Raw genomic sequence first — 22,514 nt, forward strand, 5'->3', positions numbered from 1 at the left:
CCGGGCGTGTCGCCGTTGCACCCGGGCCGGCCGTCAGCGGCCTCCGGTGGCGACGGCGGCGGCCGCCGGAGTCCCGGTGAGGCCGTGACGCTCCGCCAGCACACCCGCCTGGAAGCGGCTGTCCGCGCCCAGGGAGCTGTAGAGACCGGCGATGTGCCGTCGGCAGTTGCGCAGCGAGAGCCCGAGCCGGCGGGCGATGACCTCGTCCTTCAGGCCGTCGGCGAGCAGCCGCAGGATCGTCGTCCGGAGCTCGTCCGAGACGGCGCGGGCGGCGGCCGGGCCGCTGCGGAAGGCCTCGCCCTGGTGCCAGAGCGTCTCGAAGGAGTCGGCCAGGTGGGCCACCACCGACGGCTGGTCCACCAGGACGAGCCCGTCGGTCCGTCCCCGCTCCGGCAGGAAGGCGCTCTCCCGGTCGACGACCAGCAGCGGGCCGCAGCTCTCCCCGGTGGTCCGCACCTCGGCGCCGGCCCGTTCCGCGGCCCGGGCCTGGCGCTGGGTGGGCAGGTGGAAGCGCGCGGGGTGCTGGTGGACGATCCGGACCCGCAGCGCGGGGTCGGTGCGCGGCAGTTCGGCCACGACCAGGTCGGCCAGCGCCGCCGCCGTCGGGTCGCCGCCGGGGCAGCAGAGGACGACCTCCCGGCGGGCCCGCAGCAGCCGGTCGCCGACGATCGCGTGTACGGCGCCGTGGCCCGGCGGCACCTCCTCCGGCCGTACGGCGGGTGCGCCGGTCTCCGGCCGCCCGTGGACCGCCTGCGCGGCCGTCCACGACGGCTCGGCCCGCCACGACTGCCCGGGCACGGGCCGGACCGGTGCGGGCCGGTCCCGGCGGACGGCCCAGGCGTAGAAGGCGACGGTGCCGTCGCCCGGCCCGGCGGCGGGGGTGGTGGGGGCCGGGACGGAGCCCAGTGGGGCTCCTGGTGCGTGTGGGGTGAACGCGATGTGGACGGTTCCACGTTCTCTCATGACAGCCCTCTTGACAGCTGGTGGCGGCCGACGGTCGACGGTCGCGTCCGGCGGTCGGTCGGCCCCGGAAGCGGTTGTTCGATCGTCGTCAACGTTCGCGGCGGCCGCCAGGGGGCGAGGGGGCCAGGAAGTTGTTGGCCGACTGAGGAGGGGTGGATGAATCCGGTGAAAACGGACGCGGTCCGGTCGTCGGGGCGGGAGGCCCTGCTCGATCGCGAGACGCGGCTGGTCTACGAGTGGGCGGTGCGGCACCGGCGGGTCGAGCCCGCCGACCTGGCGCGGATCTCCGCCGACCTCGGGCTCGGCGAGGCGCGCTGCCGGGCGGCCGTCGACCGGCTGGCGGCGCTGTGCCTGCTGGTGCGGCGGCCGGGAGCCGGGCCGGGCTGCTTCGCGGCAGTCGGCCCGGAGGCGGCCGCCGCGCGGCTGACCGGACGGGAGGAGGCGCGGCTGCGCATCGCGGAGGCCGAGCTGGGCCGCCGTCAGGCCGCGCTGGCCGGGCTGCGCGCCGAGGTGGCCTCGCTGGAGCCGGTGTACCGGGCGCAGGGCGGCGGCGTGGACGGCTCGGTCCGCCTGCTGGAGGACGCCCACGCGGCCGGTTCGGCGCTCGGCTCCGTGGTGGGCGCCGCCAAGGAGGAGGTGCTGACCGTCCAGCCGGGCGGCGGGCACCCGCAGGCGGACCTGACGGAGGCGCTGCCCCGGGACCTGGCCGCGCTGGGGCGGGGCGTCCGGCTGCGGAGCCTGTACCAGCACCCGGCCCGGTTCGACCCGCCCACCCGTTCCTACGCGGAGCTGGTCATCGCCGCGGGGGCGGAGGTCCGGACCCGCGCCGAGGTACCGGCCCGGCTGGTCGTGGTGGACCGGACCACGGCCTTCGTGCCGGCCCGGCTCGCCACCGGAGCGGCGCTGCTGGTCCGGGAGCCGTCCCTGGTGGCGTACTTCGTCGGGCTCTTCGAGCACGAGTGGAGCCAGGCGGTCCCGTACGACACCGCGCCGAGGGCCGCCCGTACGGTGTCCCGCGAGGTCGAGGACGTGATCGCGGTGCTGCTCGCCGCCGGGGAGAAGGACGACACGATCGCCCGGCGGCTGGGCATGTCGACCCGCACCTGCCGGCGCCACATCGCCGAGCTGCTGGCGCGTCTGGGTGCGCAGAGCCGGTTCCAGGCCGGGGCGTTGGCCGAGCGGGCCGGGCTCACCGTCCCGGCGGACGCCACCGGGCCCTGCTGAGGCCGGCCCCAACCCGGCGGGCACGGCCGACGAGGGCCCGGGTACGACGGACGGAGGCCCGCCGGGTGGTCCCGGCGGGCCTCCGTGTCGTCGGTCGGAGGATTACTCCGCAGCCTCGACCGGGGCGCCGAACGGCAGGTGCAGGTCGGTGCTCCAGTGGCTGAACGGGACGGCCGCGTCGTCCTGGGCGGCCTCGAGCGCCTGGAGGGAGAGGATCGTCGACATCAGAGACCGGCCTCCTCGGCGACGGGCGCCTCGGCGCGGAAGTGGGCGAAGCTGCTCCAGTGGCTGTTGGGCTCGACGGCACCGGTGCCGGTCTCGCTCTGGAGCCCCTGGAGGGCCAGGATCTGGGTCATGGTCGTTCCTTTCCGTGGTGGTGCCGGCCACCGGATGGTGGCCGTGGTGGTCCCCCGGGTCCCAGGGGCCTCGAAGCCTCAGGGCCGCGAAGCCTCAGGGCCGGGGAAGTCGGTGATGCCGGGCAGCGGCACCGGGCCGAGGACGGCCTCGTGCAGCGCGACCAGGACTCCGGCGGCGCCGGTGGCCAGGTCCGCCGACAGGCGCATTGAGCGCCGCCCCGGGAAGGCGAGGTGGCCGCGATGGTTCATCACGTGCCACTCCAGCAGCCGCAGGTGGCGGTCGGCCTCGGCCCCGCGTCCGCCGCGCAGCAGGTGCAGTACCAGGCCGGCCCGGCCCTCGAACAGGCCGGCCGCCGCGATCAGGTCGGGGAGGCAGGCGCGGTCGGCGGCGGCGGTCGCCTGGGCGAACCGGCCGGGCAGCCGGCCCGCGCCGTCGGGTCGGTCCGCCCCGCTGTGCCGCGCCAGCTCGGAGATCAGCCGGGCGGTGCCGACGCCGCCCGCGGCCAGGTACGGGAGCTTGCGGCGGTGGCGGTCCTCGACCAGGAAGAGCATCCCGTCGGTGACGTCCGCCTCGTCCAGTTCGCGGCCGAGCGCCGTCTCGGCCGCCGTCAGCCAGCGCCGCTCGCCGGTGTGCCCGTACAGCCGCAGGAACAGTGCGGCCTGCCCGCTCCAGCCGTCCAGCAGGCCGCGCAGCCGGGGTGCGGGTTCGTCCCGGGCCAGCCCGTGGCCGAGAGCCAGGGCCCGGTCGGCGAGCCGCTCGCGGCCGAGCACGTCGGCCAGGTCGAGCAGGCCGAGCGCGATGCCGGCCCGTCCGGAGCCGAGACCCGGATCGGCCGGGGCCTCGGTGGCGAGCAGCCGCTCGACCAGCGTGTCGGCCTCCCGGGTCGCCCCGAGCCGGGCCAGCGTCCAGGCGATGCCGGTCAGCCCGTCGTACAGGCCGGGCGGCAGGTCGGCCGCGGCGTCCGCGCGGGCCACCAGCCAGTCGGTGTGCTCGGGCGGGGCGGGGCGGCCGCAGGCCCGGAGCGCGTACAGGACGCCGGCCGCGCCGTAGGACAGTCCCAGGCCGCCGTGGCCCGGGCCGAACTGTTCGACGTCGCCGGGGAAGAGGCGGTCCGTCCGGTCCGGGGTGGCCATCGCCAGGATGCCCGCGGCCAGCGAGTCCAGCACCGGGCGCCAGGCCGCGGTGTCCGCCGAGGGCTCCTGGGGCCAGGCCGGACGAGCCGGCCCCGCGGCGCCGTCGGCGGCACCCGGAGCGCGTTCGGTGGCGCCCGCCGGCAGCTTCCCGCCGGCCGCCCGGTGCAGCGCCTCGGCCACCCCGGCCCCGAACCCGGCGGGCACGGGGTAGCGGCGGGAGATCTCCCGGCCGGCCAGCTCGGCCTTGCCCGAGTCCAGCCCGAGCTGGATGTTCAGCGGGAGGAAGAGGTAGAGCCGCAGCGCGGCCAGCGCGTACGCGTCCACGGCGGTTCCGCGCCGGGCCTTCGGCGAGACGAAGCCGGGCGCGCCCAGCGGGGGAGCGGCGGGGTCGTCGGCGGGGAAGGCGATCTCGAAGTCGACCAGCGCGCAGCGCCCGTCCGGCCGGACCATCACGTTGTTGGGGTGCAGGTCGCCGAAGACCAGCCCGCGCTCGTGCAGCGCCGCCAGCATGCCGCCGACCTGGTCGAGCACGTCGAGCGCCCAGTCGGTGTACGCGGCCAGCTCGGCCTCGTCCGGGTCGGGGTGGGTGAGCGGGCAGGTCCGGGTGAAGACGTCCTCCAGCCGCTCGCCCTCGATGTACTCCTCGACCAGGTAGTGGTGCTCCCAGACCTGCCGGTACTCGTACAGGGCGGGCACGAAGTCTACCCCGGCCAGCGCCTCCAGCACCCGGCGCTCGCTCAGCAGCCGCTGCACCGCGTCCCGGCCGGCGTAGTCGAGCCCGGCGTGCGGGCGGGCCTCGCGCAGCACCACCTGTCGGCCGTCGCGCCGGTCGGTGGCCTGGTAGATCCCGCCGCCGTTGGAGAAGTGCAGCGCCTTGACGACCTCGAACGGGAAGTCGGCCGGGGCCTCGGCCTCACGCGCGGCGTCGGCGGCGAGCTGGGCGGAGACGAGGTCCGGCACCGGTGCCCAGTCCGGCACGGTGAAGACGGTGCCCCGGGTGTCGGGCACCAGTGCGCCGTCCGGGCCGCGCATCGCCGGGACGCGCCGGCCCCGCTCGTCGGTGCAGTGGCGTTCGACGAAGGAGCCGTAGCGCAGGTAGAGCGGGCCCTCCCGGTAGCGCAGGTCGCTCAGGACGTAGGGGCCGGGGACGCCCTTCAGCAGGGTGGACAGGTCGTCCAGCACCCGGGCCAGCCGGGTGTCGTCCTCCGGGTAGAGCGTGATCAGCTTGCCGCTGGCGCGGCGGTCGGCGTACTTGCTGTTCAGGGCGAGCACGGTGGCCCGGCCGCGCAGGAACTTCCAGGTCAGCCCGTGCTCCAGGCAGTACGCCAGGACCTGGTCGACGACCTGCTCCGCCTCGTCCGGGGTGGCCGAGACGTGCACCTTCCAGCCCTGCTCGGGGAGTCGGGCGTGCGGCGGCCGCAGGCTGATCCAGGGGCCGTGCTCGTGGCGCTCCCAGCCCGGCGGCAGCGGGGCGGTGGCGGCGGCGAACCGGTCGTCGGCGTGCTCGGCGCGGGCGGGGTCGTCGTAGAACAGCGGGTCGGCGAAGCAGTGGCGCTCGTAGCGGTCGTCCATGGTGCCCGCCTCAGCCCGCGGTCCGCGGCCGGCACCCGGACGCGCCCGCTCCGGTGGCCGGCCGGCCGTCGGATGTCGTCGTCATGGGAGCCCCCCGGGTGCAGTCGATCCCGCTGGTTGCGGGCTGCTTCCGACCCTGCCAGCCGGGGTGGGCGGGGTCGACGGGTCCGACCCGCCACCTTCGTGCCTGGCAGTTTGCGGGCGGGTCCTGGAGGCGGCGGCTGTCCGCCCTCGCTCAGCGGTGTCCGCCGACGCCGGTGGCGGCGGCCGCGACCGGTGTGCGGTCGGGCTCCGGGCGCTGTTCGGTGTGCTGTTCGGTGCGCGGCTCGGGGGCGAGGTAGCGGCTGCGGACGGCGGCGACGATCTCGGCGCTCGCCCGCCCGTCGCCGTAGGGCGAGGGGAGCTGCGCCAGTCGTTCGCCGACGGCCTCGTCGGCGAGCAACTCCCGCAGGGCGCGGGCGAGTTCGTGGCCCGGGCGGGCGAGTCGGGCGAAGCCGGCCCGGACGGCCTCGGGACGCTCGGTGGAGTTGCGCACCACCACGAGCGGGCGCTTGAGCACCGTGCACTCCTCCTGGACCCCGCCGGAGTCCGACACCAGCAGCCGGCAGTGCCGGGCCAGGGCGAGGAACCCGGCGTGGTCCAGCGGTTCGATCCGGCGCAGCCGTGCGACCGGGCCGCGCAGGCCGAAGGCCTCGACGGCGGCCCTGGTCCGGGGGTGCAGCGGCAGCAGGACCGGCAGGTCCAGGGCGGCGAGCTGGTCGAGGATCTGGGCGAGCCGCGCGGCGTCGTCGGTGTTCTTGGGGCGGTGGATGGTGGCGAGCACGTAGCCGCCGGGGGTGACGGCGGCGGCGGTGTTGGTGTCGCCCTGGACGAGGACGGCGGCCGGCGGGCGGGCCGCGAGGTGGTCGCTCAACGCGCTGACCATCCGGCCTATTTGGCGTCCGCGCGGTTCGCCGCCGACGCCCTTCAGCAGGTGGTGCGGGCGGGGGAGGCCGTACTGGGCGAAGAACGTGGTGGTGAGGGCCGGGTCCCAGTGCTGGCCGCTCCAGACGATGCGGGCCCGCGGGCCGAGGAGGCGGGCCACTCCGGCGCGCCGTCGCCCGAGTCGACGTACCCGTCCGGCGGCACCCGGACCCTGGTCGGCCTCACCGTCGGGCCGGTCGCCACCACCTCCGTGCTCACCGCGAACACCGCCGGGAACCCGGTCGACGGCACCGCCTCGGCCTCCGCGACGGTCGACAAGCTCGGGCTCGACCTCGGTGTCGCCTCGGTCTCCCTGACCGGCGTCGACTCGACCTGCGCCGCCACCCCCGCCGGGGCCACCGGCAGCGGCCTGATCGCGGGCGGGTCGATCAGCGTGGCCGGCATCCCGACCAACCTCCAGGCCAACGCCCCCGCCAACACCAGGGTCAGCATCCCGCTGGTCGGTTCGATCGTCCTCAACGAGCAGACCACCGACGCCAACGGCGTCCTCACCGTCAACGCCGTCCACCTCACCCTGCTGCCGTCGCTGAACGGCGCCAACCTGGTCATCGGTCACGCCCGGTGCGGGGGCGCCGAGCCCGCCGCCGCCGTGCCGATGATCAACCCGTCCGTCGCGGGGATGAGCGGCGGGGCGGTGCTCGCCGGCGTCCTGGCCACCGTCTACGTCCGCCGCCGCAACGCCCGGTCCGCCGCGTCGGCCGTCTGACGGGAGGCAGGGCGGCCGGCCCGGAGCAGGGGCCGGCCGCCCGCCGCCCGCCGCGGTCAACCCGGCTTCCGGTACCTCGCCCTGACGTGTGAGGCGCCGCCGCCGGGTGACGGGGAGGCCCGTCCCACCACCACCGGACCGCCCCGGCCGGTCCGCCCCGGCCCTTCCGTACCCGGCACCGCGGGGTGCCCGCGGCCGGAGCCGTCGGACCCGGTCCGACCGCTCGCCTACCCTACGAACCGACCGGCCGTACCGGCCGTGGCCGCTCTAGGAGGAGTCCCGTGTCGTCCTGCGACCCCAAGTACGCTCCCGTCGGCGATGTGAGCGCGGCGCTCATGGTGATCGACTCCCGGCTCAAGTCCATCTACGACGGCAAGTCCGGGACGGACCCCGAGCACCAGCGGCTGGTCGACCAGCTCACCGCGTCCTTCGGCCCCGGCGAGGCCGAGGCGCTGGTGGGAGGCGCCTGCACGCTCGTCTACATGTACATGAACTGGCTGCGCACGGCCTTCGAGAAGCAGGAGGAGGACGTGATCGAGCACGCGGTCCCCAGCCTGGTGGCCACCATGCGGATGATGCCGAGGACCTTCAGCCCCGAGGTCATCCCCATCATGGCCGGCCTGCTCATCGCCGCCGGTACGGGCCTGAGCCCCAACCTCTGGCGCGCCCAGTACGGACCGTGGACGAAGGAGGAGATGAACCCGCTGGAGGCCATGGTGGTCCTGCTCGCGGAGTACATCAACCGGATCTCGGGCAACGGCGAGGACTTCGCCACCAGGCTGATCACCGACGTGCTGTCCCAGCTGGACTAGGAGCCCCGGCCCCGAACGCGCCAGTGGCGCCGCCCCGGGTGGGGCGGCGCCACTGGTGTCAGGCGGGGGTCCGAGCGGGCGTCAGCTGTGGCGGCCCGGTCGGCGGTAGGCGACGAAGCAGAGGACGCCGCCGCCGAGGAGGGCGATGGCTCCGAGCGCCGCGACCAGGGTGTCGGAGGAGGAGCCGCCGGTGTGCGGCAGCTCGCCGCTCTCCGACGCGCTCGGGGTGTGGGGGTGGGTGGGGGTCGCGGTGGCCGTCGTGCTCGGCGAGGACGTCGGTGACGGCGACGGGGACGGGGACGGGGAGTTGGACGGGGACGGCGACGGGCTCGGGCTCGGGCTCGGCGACGGGGAGGGGGACGGCGACGGGCTCGGCGAGGGCGAGGGCGAGGGCGACGGCGAGCTGGTCTGGAGGATCACGCCCAGGTCGAGGTCGAGGTCGCGCTGCCCGCCGCTGAGGGTGACGGTCTGGGTGATGCCGGTGGTCGGGTCGCCGTCCGAGTCCTTGCTCGGGTCGGTGCCGGCGTGCTGCTTGGTGACGGTGGCGCCCTTGGGCAGGGTGGTCAGGTCGAACTGCACCGCGTAGCTGCCGTCCGGCAGGTTGTCGAACAGGTAGTGCCCGGTGGCGTCCGTCACCGTGGTGACCGGCTTGCCGTCCTTGTCCCGTACGGGCTGCCCGTTGCCGTCCAGCAGGTGCACGGTGACCCCGGGGATGCCCTCGTCACCGGGCTTCTGGATCCCGGAGCCGTCCCGGTCGTGCCAGACGAAGTCGCCCAGCGCGTTGTTGGAGGGGGCGACGCGCTTGACCGCGACGCCGACCTTGGCGGGCTCGGCCGGCAGCAGCTGGCGGCCGGAGGCGTCGGTGGCGGTGTACGCGAAGCTGTTCCAGGCGTACTCGCCCTCCGGCGCGTCGTAGGAGGCGACCATCGGCCAGGTCAGGGTGAAGGACTCGCCGGAGGCCAGGGCGCCGGGGCGGCTGAGGCGGAACCAGGTGGCCGTTCCCGGCCCGGGGAAGGTGGTGCTCCAGACCGCGGCGCTGTTGCAGCCGGTGCGGTCGACCAGCAGCGGGTTCACGCAGGGGTTGGGGTCGGTGGCGTACTCGATCACCACGGTCGGGTCGTTGCTGGTGATCGGCTGGCTGAGCGACGGGGTCCAGGCGCTGCCGCGCGGGGCGTCCTGGGTGAGCACGTAGTTGTCGCCGGGGGTGGGGAGCTTGTCGTAGGCGAGGAAGTCGGTGACCGGGTCCGGGGAGTCGTTGCGGACGGTCATCCGCCAGGACGTCTGGCCGCCGGGGGTGGCGGTGCCGATGGTCATGTAGTCGGCGTCGAGGTCCCCCTTGACCTCCTTGTACGAGCGCAGCACCGCCGGCACGTCGACCTGGATCTGCGAGGAGGCGTGGCACATCAGCTCGGTGGTGTCGCCGTTGCCGTTGAGGTCGAGCACGTCGGGGGTGCTGCCGCTGTCGGAGCCGGAGTACATGCAGGCGACCGGGGCGGTGGGCTGGTCGACGGTGACGTAGACGTCGTTGGTCAGCGTGCCGGAGCGGATGCTGTCGGCGACCTGGACGTCGAAGAGCATCCGGTAGGCCATGGCGTCGTGCAGGTACGTCGAGTCGGGGGCGCCGGCCGGCCATTCCATCTTGACGAGCTGGCGCCCGTCCGGGCCCGGGGTCACGGTGATCGACGAGGGGGCCTTGGCGTCGGGGTAGTCGGGGTCGGGCCGGGCCGAGCCGTCGATGTAGACGACGCCGGCGGGCAGCAGGTCGTACAGGACGAGCGGGCGGTCCAGGTCGTGGGCGCTGCGGTTGTACGGGATGACCTGGAAGGTGGCCTTGCCGCCGGGGGCGGACAGCTCGCCGGCCACGGTGGTCTTGGCGGCGCCGAGGTTGGTGGCCTGGGTGATGGTGGTCCGGGCGCAGGCGTTGGTGTTGGCGGTGGTGGTGCCGTCGGTGGCGCTGGTGTCCACGCAGTTGGTCAGCGGCTCGGGGGCGGGGCGCCCGTCGTGGCCGGGGGTGGCGACCTGGGTGACCAGCTGCACTGCGTTGCCGGGGCTCCAGCCGGTGGGGATCGGGCCGTTCCAGGTGAGCTTGAGGCCGTCCAGCCACTGCCCGGCGGGGATGCCGAGCACGTCGTTGGCCGGGTCGCCCGCGCCCTGGGCGAAGGTGAGCCGCCGTGCGGTGGAGCCGTTGAACGGCGTGCCCGGGGTGAAGGTGTGCCAGGTGGGGTCGCCGTTGAGGCGGTACTGCAGGGTCAGTTGGATGCTGGTGGGGTTCCACGGCTCCAGCTGGAGGGACTGCGGGAAGATCCAGTTGTAGACGCCGTCGGTGCTGCCGGCCCCGGGGTCGGTGATGGTGAGGCTGGTGGCCGGGCCCGCGGTGTTGGTGGCGGACAGGCTGAAGGAGTTGAGGTCGCCGTTGGTGGTGGTGTCGCGCCAGACCTTGCTGGCGGTCACCACCACGCCGGTCACCGGGGGCTGGAACGTGTTGGTGGTGACGGACGAGGTGTCCAGCTGCCGTTCGGCCTCGGTGAGCGGCGCGCCGAGCAGGTCGACGGTGTTCTCGGAGGTGGTCCCGTCCGGGAAGGAGGCCGCCGGGTAGTTGACCACCAGGACGCCCGGGTTGCGGCAGCCGCCGCGCCCGTTGCCGGAGACGAACGGGCCGATGTCGTAGCCCCAGGTGTTCGGGCCGGGCGGCACCTGCGTCCAGCCCGGCGAGCGGCCGGTGTCCACCACCGCGCCGGGCGGCAGGGTGTCCAGCAGCCGGCTGCTGTCCAGGTCGACGTTGGGCACGTTGTCGGTGGCGCAGGGGGTGAACTGGTAGGTGACGGTGCGGTTGTCGCTGCTGGAGGTCTGGATGCCCTTGGTCACCGTGTACTGCGGCTGCACCTGGGCCGTGGTGTTCGCGGTGGCGGTCTGCGAGGTCTCGCCGGTGGCCGACATGGTGGCCGAGTTGGTCGAGGCGGCGCCGTTCGGGGTGGTGAAGTTCGGGTACTTCATCGTCACCGTGATGGTGGCGGTGGTGCCCGGACTGAGGTCCTTCAGCCTGATGTCCATCGTGCCGCCCGTCGCGCCCGCGGCGGGCACCGTGGAGGCGGCCACGTCGACGGAGGACGGGTCCGGCGTCCAGCCGAGGAACTGCATGTTCGACGGCAGGGTGTCGAGGATGTTCCCGCCCGTGCACTCGGTGATGGAGCAGGTGTAGCGCAGCGTGTAGGTGACGTTCTCCCCCGGGGAGACGGTCGCCTTGTCGACGCTCTTGGTGAAGGAGATCGCGGCCTGGGCCGGTGGGGCCAGCACGCTGCTGCTCAGCAGCGAGCCGGCCACCAGCGCCAGGACCGAGGCGATCCGCCCGGTCCGGAATGGAAGTCGCATAGCGGGCAGTCCAGCCGATCGCCCCGGCGCACCGGTCGGCGACACGAGGGCCGGTCGCGGCGGTTCACCTGCTCGGCGGTCACCCGCCCGGCGGCAGCGCGGCCCGGGGCGGTACGGCGTTCCGGGGCGGTACGGCGTTCCGTGGGGGCTTTGCGGCCGACGGGCCGGGCCGCCCCCGCCGAGCTCCCCCCGGCGGGCGGCGCAACCGGAGCGCCGGGCGGCGCGACCCGGGTGGCTCAGCCGAACATCACACCGGTCTCCCGGGCCAGGGTGTCCAGCCGGTACTGGGTGACGTGCTCGACGTTCGCCGGGTCGATCGTGCGCACGCCCTCGGCGGCGAGCCGCTCGTTGATCTCCTCCAGGAGCTCCCGGACGACCTGCTTCTCCGCCTCGGCGGTGCGGCCCTGGTGCGGCCGTCCGGCGTGCTCCAGGCCGGCGTGGTCGACCCGCTCCCGGCCGGCGGGCGCCGCCCCGCGCACGGTGGTGGGCGCGGCCTCCCGCACGGGGGTGGGCGCCGTCTCGCGCGCGGCCGTCCGGGCGGCCGGGCGGGCGCCGCGCAGCACCTCGGCCATCGGCGCGGCCGAGGCCAGCCGGTCGAAGGTCGCCGCCTCCATCACCACCGTCTGCGGCTCCGCCCGGTCCGGGTGGTGCAGCTCGACGGTGACCAGGTCGAGCGCCAGCTCCCGCACGCCGCCCAACTCCCCGGCCAGCGCGTCGATCTCGACCGGACCGTCCGTCAGGTCGGGGTGCCGGAGCACCACCACCCGCACCAGGTCCGCGTCGCTCTCCGCGTGCTTGCCGGTCAGGTCCGAGAACCGGATGATCTTCTGGCCCATGTCTCCCTCTCCTGTGCCCCTGTGATCAGCCGAGAGCCTACGCCGGGATGATCATCGGCGCGCGCAAGCGGCCGGGCCCGGGGGAGCACCCCCGGGCCCGGCCTCACCTGTCGTGCATCCTGCCTTGCGTCAGTGGAGCGTCAGCGTGGTGCCGTCCTCCCTCTCAGTAGCGCGGGTCCACCCGGTAGGTCGGGTAGTCCGGCACGTACCAGTGGCTGGAGTGCCAGATGCCGAAGGTGAACCGGACCCCGTGGCTGCCCCGCTTGTTGGCGGCCTTGAGGAACTTCTTGCCGATGCTCTTCATCAGGTAGGACAGCGCCCACAGGACCCAGCCGGCGGCCCGGGCGGCGATGTGCGGGAGCTTCTTCAGGATCCCGGAGATGCCCTTGGAGATCTTGCTGGAGACGACCAGCAGACCGCCGATGGTGTTGCCCTCGGCCCGGCTGAAGTTGGCGACCCACTTCTTCTTCCAGGACATGCCCGTCAGGTCGTCCATGGTGATCGGGTCGACCGGGTAGCCGTAGGCGTTCGGCGAGCCCTCCAGGACCGGGTCGGTCTGCAGGAATCGGCCGGTGGTCGGGTCGTACAGGCGCACGCCCATCAGGGTGAGGCCGGAGACGCTGTCGGCCTCGCGCTGCGCCCCGCCGAGCCAGCCGTACGCGGCCGAGCCGGTGGCGTCGACGACGTTGCCGTACTCGTCGTAGTGGTAGACCGCGAGGTCCTCGGTGCCGTCGGGGGACATCTGGACGGACACGTCGCCGTGCAGGTTGGTCAGCAGCAGGACCGCGCCGCCGTCGGTGCCGGTGGCGGCCGTGAGCCGGCCGGTCAGGTCCAGGACGTTGCGGGTCAGCTTGCCGGCCGCGTCCTTGGACCAGGTCGGGCTGTCGTTGCCGCCGTCGAAGTGCCTGGTGTCCTGCGCGGTGACGGTCCAGGTGCCGTCGGTGCCCTTGGTCTCCGTGGTGGAGAGCGCCAGGCGGCCGGCGGCGTCCAGGTCCCAGGTCTTGCGGGTGTCGCCGAGGGTCTCGGTGCGGACCAGGTCGTTGGTGTGGTAGCCGACCTGGGTGCCCTTGGGCAGGGCGGTGGTGCGGCCGAAGGCGTCGTACACGTAGCCGGCGTCGGTGAGGCGGTCGGCGGTGTCGTAGCCGTGGGTCTCGGCCTGGGTGACGGTGTCGGCGGTGGCCGGGTCGCAGTCGTCGGTGACGCTGGTGCGGTTGGTCCGGTTGCTGCTCCTGTCGAACGCGTAGGTCCGGGTGGAGCAGGCCAGGCCGGTGCTGTCGGCGGCCTTGGTGAGGCGGCCGGTGGCGTCGTAGGTGTAGCCGCTGGTGGTGCTGTTGCCGTCGCTCTGGGTACGGCCGGCCTGCTGTCCGTGGACGGTGAAGTCGGCGGTGTCGGCCAGCAGGACGGTGCCCGCCTGGTTGGTGTAGGTCTTGCCGGTCTGGACGCCCTGGCTGTCGTAGCTGCTGGTCAGGGTGTTGCCGCCGGGCATGGTCTGGGAGACCAGCCGGCCCTCGACGTCGTAGGAGGCGGTGAAGGTGCCGGCCACCGAGTCGGTCAGGGAGGTGGGCAGGCCGCGCGGGTCCTTGGCGGTGTCGTAGCCGTAGGTCACGGTGGACGGCACCGAGTCGGACTTCTTCACCGGGCGGTCGAGCTTGTCGTACTCGGTGGTGGTGACGTTGCCGGCGCCGTCGTCGTAGGAGACCTGGCGGCCGAGCCGGTCATAGCCCTGGGTGACGGTGGCCTTGCCGTTGCTGGTGGTGGCCAGCTCGCCGTTGGCGGGGTCGTAGCCGAACACCGTGTCGGCGACCGCGGTGCCGGTGCCGCCGCTGATCGAGGTCTTCACCGCGCGCCCGGCCGCGTCGTAGCCGCGGGTGGTGGTGCGGGTGACGCCGTTGGCGGTCTCGGTCTGGACCGTGACGTTGCCCCAGCGGTCGTACTGGAAGGTCTTCGTCGGCAGCTGCGGCGGGTTGGCGCCGCCGCCGGCGATCTGCGCGGCCGGGGCGATCGAGCAGACCAGGTCGGCCCACTCGGGGTGGCCGGCGCAGGCGCCGGTCCCGGTGCCGGTGTAGTACGTGGTGACGGTGGTGGCCGCGTCGGAGCCGGTGGAGTTCGGGCGGCTCTGCGAGGTCACCCGGCCGCTGGCGTCGTAGCCGGTGCTGGTGGTGATCTTCAGGCCGGCCGGGTCCTGGACGGCCGAGGTGGGCAGGCCCTGGGCCCAGTCGTAGCCGGTGGCGGTGGTGCGGGTGTCGGCGTCGGCGGCGTAGCCGTCGATCCGGGCGCCGACCGTCACCGAGGTGGTCATGTCGCTGACCGCGGCGTTCGCCGGGCGGCCCTCGTCGTAGCCGTTGACGGTGTGGGCGCGGGCCGGGACCTCGTCGCCGGCGGCGAGCGCCGGGGAGCTGCCGGAGGCGGCCACGCCGTGCTCCAGGGTGACCAGCTGCAGCGGGTCGTACTGCTCCAGCAGGCGCTTGCCGTCGGCCGAGTGGACCGAGGTCGAGGAGAGCACCTGGGCGCGGTCGGCCGTCGAGCGGCCGGCGATGCCGAGGGCGCGCAGCTTGTTCAGGTCGTTGCCGGTGGTGGCCAGGGCGAGGACGCGGTTCTCCGCGGAGAGGGTCCGCACCGGGCTGCCGTAGGCGTTGTACTCGGTGGTGGTGATGCCGCCGCCGGGGGTGGCGGTGTTGACCTCGCGGCCGGAGGCGTTGGTGTACGTCACCGAGGCGCGGTTGTAGCCGGCGGTGCCGAGCGCCTTGCCGTCGTGGGTGGCCGGGACGGCGTCGGGCGGCAGGACGGCGGTGGCGTCGGTCGGGGCGTCGCTCTGGCCCCAGGCCGCGACGTCGGACGGCGCCAGCGGGTACGGCGCGTTGGCGCCGCTCAGCGGGACGTCGTAGACGACCGAGGTGGTCGCGGTGCCGTCGGTGACGTCCTTGCTGCCCTGCTTGAGGGTGGGCCGGGAGGCGGCGAGCAGCATGCCGTCGCCGGCGGTGGCGGCGTTGCCGGCCTTGCCGTACTCCAGGGTCCACGGCAGCTCGCCGGGCTCGGTCACGGTGGTGACCCGGCCGGCCGCGTCGTAGCCGTACGCGGTCTTCAGCGCGGGGCTGATCCGCGGGTCCCAGACCTCGCGCAGCCGGCCCTGGGCGTCGTACGCGTACTGCGCGACGGCGACGGGGGTGGCGGTGGCGGCGCCGGGGTCGGTGGACCACAGGCGGATCTGCTTCACCTGGCCGGCCGTGTCGCCCAGGGCGGACGCGGTGGCGGTGGTGGTGTCGGCGTAGACGTACTCCAGCACCCGGCAGCCGGCCGTGGACGGCACGGCGGCGCAGTCGGCGGAGGCGGTCGCCGAGGACGGCGCGACCACGTACTTCGGGCGGGCCAGGGTCTTGCCGCCGGAGACGACCTTCTCCGAGACCACCGAGGTGGTGGAGTTGTCGCTGGGCAGCGAGGAGCCGGAGGCCTGCCAGGTGGTGGCGGCCGGGTCGACCTTGGCGAAGGTGACGGTGGTGCCGTCGGTGTCCTTCAGGGTGAAGGAGCCGGTGAGCGCACCGGTCAGGGTGAGGTTCTCGGCGCCGGGCTCGGGCTTCCAGCCGCCGGCGCCGGTGGCGGTGAAGCCGGTCTCGGAGCCGTCCGCGGAGACCACCGAGAGGGAGGTCGCCGAGGTCTGGCGGACGTAGGAGTAGGCGGCGTCGGTGAGTTCGGCGGTGGTGCCGGAGCTCCACTGCGGGCCGAAGATCGCCGCCTGGCCCTCCTGGGCCGAGCCGTTGGCGGGCCGGCGGGAGGAGAAGGAGCGCTCGGCGTGCAGGCCGAAGGCCTCGGCGTCGCTCTCGGTGAGGGTGAGGTCACCGGTGAGGGTGTTCACCTCGCCCGGGCCGACCTTGGTCTCCGGCGCGGTGCCCGCGTTGCGGTCCACCGTGACGGTGTTCGGCTCGGTGGCGTCGGTGGCGGTGCCGTCGGTGAACACCGCGCGGACGTCGACCGGGCCGTTCTCGGCCAGGGTGTCGGTGATGTTCCAGGTCAGCGCGGCCGGCTTGCCGCCGGGGGCGGTGAACGGCCAGGCCGTCACCGGCTTGCCGTCGGTGGTGGCGACGTTGGCGACCGGGACGTCCTTCCAGGCGTCCGTCTCACCGCGCCGGTACTGGTAGCGCACCCCGGTGTAGGTGCTGTTGCCCTCGGCCTGCAGCGAGGTGCGGCGGGCCGGGCGCTCACCCGCGCCCGGCGCGACCAGGGCGGAGCCCTTGCCGGCGTAGAAGGCGTACGTCCTGTCGGCGGAGACGTTGCCCGCGGCGTCCCGGGTGTGCGCGGTGACGGTGTGGGAGCCCGCCTTGAAGGTGAGCTTGGCGCTGACCGGGGTGCCGGTGGTGGCCGCGGTGACCCAGGCCCCGCCGTCCAGCCGGTACTGGATGTCCTTCACGTCGCTGGTCGGCGGGGTGAAGGTGAAGGTGCCGCTGTAGCTGCCGTTGGCGTCCGGGGTGCCCGCCCACTGGCCGGCCGGGAAGTCCCCGGAGGAGACGGTGGTCGCGCCCGGCGCCGTGGTGTCCACGGTGAAGGAGCGGAAGCCCGACCAGGCGCTGTTGGCGGTGCCGTCCCAGGAGCGCGAGCGCCACTTGTAGGCGCCCGGCGCCAGCTTGGTGCCCGGGGCCCAGGTGAACGTCGAGCCGGAGGCCGCCATGGCGGTGCGCCCGGACTGCAGCGCGGCCGTGCCGTTGGACGCCCAGACCTCGAAGTCCAGGGCGATGTTGCCGCCGTCGGGGTCGGTCGCCTTGGCGGACAGCGTCGGCGTGGCGTCGTTGGTCAGCGCGGCGTCGGCCGGGGAGACCAGCGTGGAGACACCCGGCGGGGTGTTGTACGTGACCGACAGGTACGGCGTGTTGGACGTCGCGTTGCCGGAGTTGAACTTCTTCCAGCCGTACGGGTCGGACTCGTCGGTGGCCCGGATGCCCAGGGTGTTGTTGGTGTTGCCGTTGGCGGCCCAGGCCTTGACCAGCGCGGTGATGTCCTGGTTCACCCAGCCGTCGTTGCAGGAGCTGGAGTAGCCCTTGGTCGCGGTGGACGTCGCCCACTTCTTGTTCCAGCCGGGCTGGGCCGTCCAGCGGGTGGCCGTGGTGGCCGTGCCGGTGTCCCAGACCTCCCAGCTCTTCGCGGTGCAGGACCAGCTGTGGAAGTTCCACAGGTTGAGCTTGCCGCCGGTGATCTGCTTCCCGCTGATCTTCGCCATCGGGAACTGCAGGAACGAACGCGCCACCTGGCCGGAGCCGTTGTTGCCCAGCTTCAGCTCGGTCTGCGAGGAGACGTCGGTGGCGTAGCCCTGCTGGACGAAGGTGTCGAAGCCGACGCCGATGTTGACCGCCGGGTCGACGGTCACCGGGTACTTCGTCTTCGGGTCGTTCAGGAAGGCGGCGTCCGGGGTCAGCGTCAGGTCGATCGCGTTCCCGTTCTGGACGACCTTCAGCGCGACCGGAGCGGTGCGGGTGTGGTCGCCGCTGCGCTCGTCGACCTGCGCGTCCCACATCACCGGGGCGGGCAGCTGGCCCTTCTCCTCGCCGGTCTTCGGGTCGAGGAAGGAGACCGAGTCGTCCGGGTTCTGCCGGGCCTGGAGGCCGGCCGCGTCCAGGGTGAGCGTCACGCTGCCGTTGGCGGCCACCGCCGAGCGGTCCTTGAGCTCCAGGAACTGCTCGAAGCCGGTCCGGGTGGACTCGATGACCAGGTCGGTGGCGGTGAGCGCGTCCGCGTACCGGGCCCTGGCGCCGTCCACGGTGGGAGCGGGCAGGGCGCCGCGCCAGGAGAGCGACATCGCGGTGCCGCTGCCGTTGTCCAGCGAGACCAGCGGCGTGGCCGGGGCCTGCTGGGCGCCGGCCGGGGCACCGGCGGCCTTGAACGCCGACGCGGCGGCGGGCGGGGTGGCGCCGGCCAGCGAGAGGTTGAGCGGGTGCCCCTTGGCCTTGACGCTGCCGTCCGACTGCCGCGCCAGGTCGACGTCGATCGGCTGGAGCCTGCCGGCCTTGTCCTTGTAGCGGACCGGGCCGGAGGCGAGGTCCAGCGTGGTGGTGCCGTCCGGGTTGATCCAGCTGGTGGTCGACTCGGTGCGCTCGTCCACCACCTCGATCCGGCGGTTCTCCAACCGGGCCTTGAGGTGGGCGGTCGCGATGTCCTTGGCCTCGGCCGGGCCCAGGGCCTTGGCGGGCTTCGGGGACTGCTCCGTGGTGACGGCGACGGCCTGACCGGTCGTCATGATGACGGCGGCGGCCTCGACCGAGAGCACCACCGCCAGGGCGACGGCGGTGTGGCGCAGTACGCCGTTGCCGCGGCGCGGTGCGGAGGGGGGCGGCGAGCCGGCTTCGGCCCGCTGCCGCGGTGATCCGCCCGTGGGGCGTGACATGGAACTCCTCGACTGGTCCGTACGGGAAGGAAAGGTGGTCGGAAAACGGGGGGACGGCCGACGTGCTGATGGTGCGTCAGCCATGACGGGGTAAAGCGACAGCAAAGAACCGGCCAATCTCCCGGGCGGGAGGAACCGGTCGAAAGCTGCCTGGAAGGCCGGAAAGCGCCCGGGCGCGACGGCGGGTGGCCGACGCCCTCGGGTACGGCGCGGGCCGCAGCGGGGCCCGGTGCGTTCCAGCGCGTCCCGGCGCGTTCTTCAGCGGCGTCCCGACGGGAGCCGGACGGCCGCCGGCAGGGCCCTGGCCAGCAGGTTCCGCGCCCTCGACCGGGCCGCCGCCTCGTCGGCGGCGCGGACGTAGAGCACCAGGCCGACACCCTCGGGCACGGCGCGGGCGCGCACGTGCTCCAGGCCGTCGTCCGGGGCGGCGCACGCCCACAGCGCGGCCTGGGCCTCCGCGGCCGCCGCCTCTCCCGAGGGGGCGGCGGCACCGGCCGGCACGGTCAGCTGGACTGCGAACACCGCAGGTCAGGCCTGCGTGACGGCGTCGTCGGCGGGCGGGGCGTCCCAGCCGATCGACCGGGCGGAGGGGTTGTCCCAGCCGATCCCGCCACCCGGGCCCTGGGCGGCGGACGGGGCGTCGGTGGCGGTCGTACCGGCGGCGAAGGCCGGCGCGGCGGAGCCGGCGAGGGCGAGGGTCAGGAGGACGGCGGCGAGTGGACGGACGGCCACGGCGGATTCCTGTTCTGTGCGGGAACTTCGTTGGGGGATAACGCAGTTCTGGGTGTCCGGGAATTCGGGGAATGCGCGCACGGCGAATCCTCCCGTTCCGCGGGCCGCCACGGGAAGGGAATTCGGCGGGCAGGAACAGGACAGGCAGCATGCTGCAGAACCGCGAAGGGCGGCGGCGGCGGGGGCCGTTGACCGGATCATGCCCTTGCGAGGGGTTCCGGCCGGGGGAAAGATCGGCCCGGGCCGACCGGGCATACGGAATCGTCCACGGGGATCAGGGGTCGAGAAGTGCTGGAACTGCTGGGGTTGGACGCCACCGCGGAAGCCGTCTACCGAGGAATGCTCGCCGACCCGGAAGGCGGGGTCGCGGAACTCTGCGACCGGCTCGGCCTCCCCGAGGCCGCCGTGCGCGCGGCCCTCGACCGGCTCGCCGACCTCACCCTGCTGCGGACCTCCCGCGAACGGCCCGGCACCCTGCGGCCGGTCAGCCCGGAGCGCGGACTGGAGATCCTGCTGCGCCGCCAGGAGGAGGAACTCGCCCGTCGACAGCAGGAGTTGGCCGCCTCCAAGGCCGCCGTCGCGCGCGCCCTGGGGGAGTACGCCAAGGTGCGGACCGATACCCCGGTGGGCGACCACGAACGGCTGCTCGGCCTCGACGCCATCCAGGACAAGCTGGAGGTGCTGACCGCCCGGCTGACCACCGAGGTCCTGGCGGTGATGCCCGGCGGCGCCCAGTCCGCGGCCAGCCTGGCCGCCTCCCGGCCGCTCGACGAGGACGCCCTGCGACGCGGCGTCAGCCTGCGCACCATCTACCAGGAGAGCATCCACGACGCCCCGGAGACCCTCGACTACGCCCGCTGGATGTCCGGCCTCGGCGGCGAGGTGCGCACCGCACCGGTGCTGCCGCCGCGGATGCTGGTCTTCGACCGCAGCACCGCCGTGCTGCCGATCGACCCGGAGAACACCCGGGCCGGCGCCCTGTGCACCCGGGAGCCGGGCATCGTCGCCTCCCTGGTCGCCCTGTTCGAACAGACCTGGGAGACCGCCGTCCCGATCACCGACGACCCCGACGGCGCGCCGCCGCTGACCCTGACCACCGGCGAGCGCGAACTCCTGCGCCTGCTGTCCACCGGCCTCACGGACGACGCGGCGGCCAAACGGCTCGGCGTCTCGGTACGCACCGTCCGCCGCCAGATGGCCGTCCTGATGGAACGCCTCGACGCGGCCAGCCGCTTCGAAGCCGGCCTCAAGACCGCCCGCCGCGGCTGGCTCTAGCCGCCCGGCGGGGGGTCGGCTGCTGCGGCGGCCGCGGCGGCCAGGCGGTCCACCTCGACCCATTCGTCGAGGTGGAGGCCGTACAGGCGGGCCGGGTGGTCGGCGGCGGGGTGGGTGGGGAGGAAGGCGGGGGAGTGGCCGCGGTGGAGGTACCAGGAGCCGAGGCGGACCAGGGCGGCGCGGCGTTCGGCGGCGCTGGTCTCCACGGAGCAGCGTTCGGCGGCGTAGAGGCGCAGGAGGTCGTTGAGCCGGTAGTGGTCGCGGTCCTCGGGGGTGAGCAGGTGGGCGGCGGCCAGCCGGTCGAGGACGGGTCGGACGGCGGCGGGCGGGGCGCCGGCCAGGGCGGCGGCCGCGTCGGCGCCGATGCCGACGGCCGGGACGAGGGCGAGCAGCCGGAGCAGGTCGCGGGCCTCGCCGGGCAGTGAGCGGTAGGAGAGGTCGAAGGCGGCGCGGACCGCCGAGGTGTCGTCGCCCTCGATCTGGAGGGCGCTCAACCGGTGCTCCGTGTCGAGGAGTTCGGCGGCGTGGTCGGTGAGGCTGCGGTCCGGGCTGGCGGCCAGGCGGCTGGCGGTGACGGCCAGGGCGAGGGGCAGTCGGCCGCAGGCGTCGGCGAGTTCGGCGGCGGCGCGCGGCTCGGCGCGGGTGCGGTGCTCGCCGACCATGCGGGCCAGCAGTTCGAGGGCCTGGTGGGCGGGCAGGACGTCGAGCACCAGCGGCCGGGCGCCGTTGCGGACGGTCAGTCCGTCGAGCCGGGTGCGGCTGGTGACCACCGTGCGGCAGCCCGGGGCGCCGGGCAGCAGCGGGCGGACCTGCTCGGCGTCGCGGGCGTTGTCGAGGATCACGAGCAGCCGCCGGTCGGCCAGCCGGGAGCGGTAGAGCGCGGCCGCCTCGTCCGCCGCCGCGGGGATCCGGTCGCCGGGCACGCCGAGGGCGCGCAGGAAGCGGGCCAGGACGGTGCGCGGGGCGAGCGGCGCGTCGACGGAGTAGCCGTGCAGGTCGGCGTAGAGCTGGCCGTCCGGGAAGCGGTCGCGGACCCGGTGGGCCCAGTCGACGGCGAGGGTGGTCTTGCCGACCCCGGCCGGTCCGGAGACGGCGCAGACCGCGCACGCGGCGGCCGGCCCGGCCTGCTGGTCCGCCGGGTCGGTGAGCAGCGCGTCCAGGGCCCGCAGTTCGGTGTCGCGTCCGACGAAGGTGGCCAGGGCGGGCGGGAGTTGGGCGGGCGGCGCCTGCACCTGCGCCGGCGCGGGTGGCGCCGGCGCGGGTGGTTCCTCGGCCCGGGCCGTGGCGGCGGGCACCGGTTCGGTGGCCAGCAGCTCCAGGTGCAGCGCCCGCAGCTCGGGCCCGGGGTCGAGCCCGAGCTCGTCGGCCAGCCGTTCCGCGAACCGGCGGTAGGCGGCGAGCCCCTCGGGGGTGCGTCCGGAGCCGTGCAGGGCGCGCATCAGCTGTCCGGTGAACCGTTCCCGCAGCGGGTGGTCGGCGACCAGCGCGGTGAGTTCGGGGACGGCCGTTCGGTGCCGGCCGAGTGCGAGTTCCAGGTCGAGGCACTCCTCCCAGGCGGTCAGCCGCAGTTCGTCCAGGGCGACGGCGCCCGGGGCGTCCGCGTCCACGGCGAGTCCGTCGAGGGCCGGTCCGCGCCACAGGGCGAGTGCGGAGCGGAGCCCGTCGACGGCCTCCGGGGTCCGTCCGGCGGCGGCCTCGGCGCGGGCGAGGGCGAGCCGGTCGGTGAAGTCGCGGGCGTCCAGGCGGTGGCCGGTGAGCGTGATGCGGTAGCCGCGGCCGTCGGTGAGCAGGACGGGCGGCGCGTCCGGGTCGGCCTCGGCGAAGCGGCGCCGCAGTACCCCGGCGAGGTTGCGGACCTGGCGGGTGGCGGTGGCCGGCGGCCGCTCGTCCCAGACGGTGTCCACCAGGCGGGCGACCGGTACGGAGGAGTCCGCGTTGAGCAGCAGGGCGGCGAGCAGCCGCTCCTGCCGGGAGCCTTCGGAGGGGATGCGTCGGCCGTCGCCGGTCCACACCTCCAGCGAGCCGAGGATCCTGAACTCCAACGTCCCTCCCTGGGGCCCGCGGGGCCGGACCGGACCGGCCGCCGTGGAGGACGGGCGCGAGTCGTGACGAACTGATGATCAGATCATGCCAGTTGTGTGCGTTCGGTTGAGAAGTTTCTTGTGCACCGGCCGAAACGAGCCG

General features: G+C 74.6%; 15 protein-coding genes. 4 read left to right on the top strand and 11 right to left on the bottom strand.

What is annotated here, in order from left to right:
- Nucleotides 1-33: 33 nt before the first annotated feature.
- Nucleotides 34-963: a LuxR C-terminal-related transcriptional regulator gene (locus ACLWS4_RS29085; RefSeq protein ID WP_416875679.1), complete on the bottom strand. Its 930-nt coding sequence runs from the start codon at nt 961-963 to the stop codon at nt 34-36.
- Nucleotides 964-1,119: 156 nt separating this feature from the next.
- Here ACLWS4_RS29085 and ACLWS4_RS29090 point away from each other — a divergent pair, with 156 nt between their 5' ends.
- The gene (locus ACLWS4_RS29090) at nt 1,120-2,187 is read left to right on the top strand and encodes a helix-turn-helix transcriptional regulator (protein WP_388047173.1); all 1,068 of its coding nucleotides are present in this window, start codon (nt 1,120-1,122) and stop codon (nt 2,185-2,187) included.
- A 102-nt stretch (nt 2,188-2,289) separates the two neighbouring features.
- Here the strand turns inward: ACLWS4_RS29090 and ACLWS4_RS29095 are convergent, their stop codons facing one another.
- The 4 genes from ACLWS4_RS29095 to ACLWS4_RS29110 all read right to left on the bottom strand — a co-directional run bounded on the left by ACLWS4_RS29095 (nt 2,290) and on the right by ACLWS4_RS29110 (nt 6,333).
- On the bottom strand, nt 2,290-2,412 hold the full coding sequence (locus ACLWS4_RS29095; RefSeq protein WP_255357467.1) for a hypothetical protein: 123 nt from the start codon (nt 2,410-2,412) through the stop codon (nt 2,290-2,292).
- The gene (locus ACLWS4_RS29100; RefSeq protein ID WP_416875680.1) at nt 2,412-2,543 is read right to left on the bottom strand and encodes a hypothetical protein; all 132 of its coding nucleotides are present in this window, start codon (nt 2,541-2,543) and stop codon (nt 2,412-2,414) included. Before ACLWS4_RS29100 ends, ACLWS4_RS29095 begins: the two co-directional genes overlap by 1 nt.
- Nucleotides 2,544-2,621: 78 nt before the next feature.
- Nucleotides 2,622-5,249 carry a class III lanthionine synthetase LanKC gene (lanKC, locus tag ACLWS4_RS29105; protein ID WP_416875681.1) on the bottom strand — a complete coding sequence of 876 codons (2,628 nt, stop codon included), beginning with the start codon at nt 5,247-5,249 and terminating at the stop codon, nt 2,622-2,624.
- 235 nt (nt 5,250-5,484) lie between these two features.
- On the bottom strand, nt 5,485-6,333 hold the full coding sequence (locus tag ACLWS4_RS29110; RefSeq protein WP_416875682.1) for a UDP-N-acetylglucosamine 2-epimerase: 849 nt from the start codon (nt 6,331-6,333) through the stop codon (nt 5,485-5,487).
- Between ACLWS4_RS29110 and ACLWS4_RS29115 the strand changes: the two genes are divergently transcribed.
- Nucleotides 6,283-6,939, top strand: a complete 657-nt coding sequence (locus ACLWS4_RS29115; RefSeq protein ID WP_147409052.1) for a choice-of-anchor P family protein — start codon at nt 6,283-6,285, stop codon at nt 6,937-6,939. The two genes, ACLWS4_RS29110 and ACLWS4_RS29115, sit on opposite strands and share 51 nt — an antisense overlap.
- Before the next feature lie 335 nt (nt 6,940-7,274).
- The gene (locus ACLWS4_RS29120; protein ID WP_416875720.1) at nt 7,275-7,751 is read left to right on the top strand and encodes a hypothetical protein; all 477 of its coding nucleotides are present in this window, start codon (nt 7,275-7,277) and stop codon (nt 7,749-7,751) included.
- Nucleotides 7,752-7,832: 81 nt separating this feature from the next.
- On the opposite strand, the gene ACLWS4_RS29125 is transcribed toward ACLWS4_RS29120, so the two are convergent.
- The 5 genes from ACLWS4_RS29125 to ACLWS4_RS29145 all read right to left on the bottom strand — a co-directional run bounded on the left by ACLWS4_RS29125 (nt 7,833) and on the right by ACLWS4_RS29145 (nt 19,055).
- The gene (locus ACLWS4_RS29125; protein ID WP_416875683.1) at nt 7,833-11,120 is read right to left on the bottom strand and encodes an SdrD B-like domain-containing protein; all 3,288 of its coding nucleotides are present in this window, start codon (nt 11,118-11,120) and stop codon (nt 7,833-7,835) included.
- Nucleotides 11,121-11,356: 236 nt separating this feature from the next.
- Nucleotides 11,357-11,956: a hypothetical protein gene (locus tag ACLWS4_RS29130; RefSeq protein WP_416875684.1), complete on the bottom strand. Its 600-nt coding sequence runs from the start codon at nt 11,954-11,956 to the stop codon at nt 11,357-11,359.
- A 163-nt stretch (nt 11,957-12,119) separates the two neighbouring features.
- Nucleotides 12,120-18,323: a DNRLRE domain-containing protein gene (locus tag ACLWS4_RS29135; RefSeq protein ID WP_416875685.1), complete on the bottom strand. Its 6,204-nt coding sequence runs from the start codon at nt 18,321-18,323 to the stop codon at nt 12,120-12,122.
- Nucleotides 18,324-18,581: 258 nt separating this feature from the next.
- Nucleotides 18,582-18,845: a hypothetical protein gene (locus ACLWS4_RS29140; protein WP_074005920.1), complete on the bottom strand. Its 264-nt coding sequence runs from the start codon at nt 18,843-18,845 to the stop codon at nt 18,582-18,584.
- 6 nt (nt 18,846-18,851) lie between these two features.
- On the bottom strand, nt 18,852-19,055 hold the full coding sequence (locus ACLWS4_RS29145; protein ID WP_388047195.1) for a hypothetical protein: 204 nt from the start codon (nt 19,053-19,055) through the stop codon (nt 18,852-18,854).
- 288 nt (nt 19,056-19,343) lie between these two features.
- Between ACLWS4_RS29145 and ACLWS4_RS29150 the strand changes: the two genes are divergently transcribed.
- Entirely contained in the window at nt 19,344-20,330 is a 987-nt protein-coding gene (locus ACLWS4_RS29150; RefSeq protein WP_117486809.1) for a LuxR C-terminal-related transcriptional regulator, read from the top strand.
- Here ACLWS4_RS29150 and ACLWS4_RS29155 read toward each other — a convergent pair.
- On the bottom strand, nt 20,327-22,372 hold the full coding sequence (locus ACLWS4_RS29155) for a BTAD domain-containing putative transcriptional regulator (protein ID WP_416875686.1): 2,046 nt from the start codon (nt 22,370-22,372) through the stop codon (nt 20,327-20,329). The two genes, ACLWS4_RS29150 and ACLWS4_RS29155, sit on opposite strands and share 4 nt — an antisense overlap.
- Nucleotides 22,373-22,514 lie beyond the last annotated feature (142 nt).

Origin of the sequence: Kitasatospora sp. SC0581 (genome assembly GCF_048159585.1) — a bacterium.
Lineage (GTDB): Bacteria > Actinomycetota > Actinomycetes > Streptomycetales > Streptomycetaceae > Kitasatospora.

What these genes read in the sequence shown, in the direction of transcription:
- ACLWS4_RS29085 (WP_416875679.1), bottom strand. Translation starts at nt 963, where the DNA reads ATGAGAGAACGTGGAACCGTCCACATCGCGTTCACCCCACACGCACCA.
- ACLWS4_RS29090 (WP_388047173.1), top strand. Translation starts at nt 1,120, where the DNA reads ATGAATCCGGTGAAAACGGACGCGGTCCGGTCGTCGGGGCGGGAGGCC.
- ACLWS4_RS29095 (WP_255357467.1), bottom strand. Translation starts at nt 2,412, where the DNA reads ATGTCGACGATCCTCTCCCTCCAGGCGCTCGAGGCCGCCCAGGACGAC.
- ACLWS4_RS29100 (WP_416875680.1), bottom strand. Translation starts at nt 2,543, where the DNA reads ATGACCCAGATCCTGGCCCTCCAGGGGCTCCAGAGCGAGACCGGCACC.
- lanKC (WP_416875681.1), bottom strand. Translation starts at nt 5,249, where the DNA reads ATGGACGACCGCTACGAGCGCCACTGCTTCGCCGACCCGCTGTTCTAC.
- ACLWS4_RS29120 (WP_416875720.1), top strand. Translation starts at nt 7,275, where the DNA reads ATGGTGATCGACTCCCGGCTCAAGTCCATCTACGACGGCAAGTCCGGG.
- ACLWS4_RS29125 (WP_416875683.1), bottom strand. Translation starts at nt 11,120, where the DNA reads ATGCGACTTCCATTCCGGACCGGGCGGATCGCCTCGGTCCTGGCGCTG.
- ACLWS4_RS29130 (WP_416875684.1), bottom strand. Translation starts at nt 11,956, where the DNA reads ATGGGCCAGAAGATCATCCGGTTCTCGGACCTGACCGGCAAGCACGCG.
- ACLWS4_RS29135 (WP_416875685.1), bottom strand. Translation starts at nt 18,323, where the DNA reads ATGTCACGCCCCACGGGCGGATCACCGCGGCAGCGGGCCGAAGCCGGC.